At 57.5% G+C, this 804-nt stretch carries 1 pseudogene; it reads left to right on the top strand.

Going from position 1 to position 804, the window contains the following annotated elements:
* Positions 1-6: 6 nt before the first annotated feature.
* A pseudogene (locus PG892_RS22435) lies at positions 7-804 on the top strand (IS4-like element ISAeme15 family transposase); the annotation flags it as partial.

The raw sequence follows: 804 nt of genomic DNA, 5'->3' as shown, positions 1-804 counted from the left end.
TTTTTTATGTCTATTGCAAACGATCTGAACGATGTTGTTGAGGCATCTGGCGACATGCTGGCTCGGCTGGCCATTTTTGCCGACCATATTCCCGACGAATGGATTACTGCCGCTGCCGCCTTGTCTGAAAAGGCCACTATCCGCCGACGCCGCTTACCTTCTGATATGGTCTTGTGGCTCGTCGTGGGGATGGCCTTTTTCCGCAATGAGCCCATCTCCGAGGTCGCTCGGCGCCTCAACATCTGTGCAGAAGGGTTGGCCAATGATGCCTTGCTCGCGGACAGTGCCCTGTCTCAGGCCCGTCAGCGACTCGGCAAACAGCCGCTCGAGTGGCTGTTCAAACAGTGCGCCGATGTGTGGGGGCGGGAACGTTATCCTGAAGACCATTGGCACGGTTTACAGGTCTTTGCCATCGATGGGGCCCTGTTCCGAACCCAGGATATGCCTGAACTCAGAGCACATTTCGGCTCGGGTAACACCTCAACCAACCGGCAGACACCCTACCCGATGCTGCGGTTGGTCACGCTCATGAATGTCCGCTCGCATGTCATTGCCAACGCGGCCATCAGCCCGTACCGCAAAGGGGAAATCCCCCTGGCCAGCGAGTTCATTCACTCATTGCCGGACAAGTCAGTGACCCTGCTGGATAAAGGCTTCTTCGGTGCCGACCTGTTGCTGCGTATTCAGGCCGAAGACACCGACCGTCACTGGCTCATCCCGGAACGCAAGGGGCTGGTATACACGGAACTTGAGCGCTATGGCGACGGTGACCGTCTGTTGCAAATGACGGTCTCGCCTCAGGCT

Origin of the sequence: Aeromonas sp. QDB68 (assembly GCF_027707405.1) — a bacterium.
In the GTDB taxonomy this organism is placed as follows: Bacteria; Pseudomonadota; Gammaproteobacteria; order Enterobacterales; family Aeromonadaceae; genus Aeromonas; species Aeromonas caviae.
Note: the sequence above shows the minus strand (reverse complement) of the source record. Positions and strands in the feature narration are given on the sequence as shown.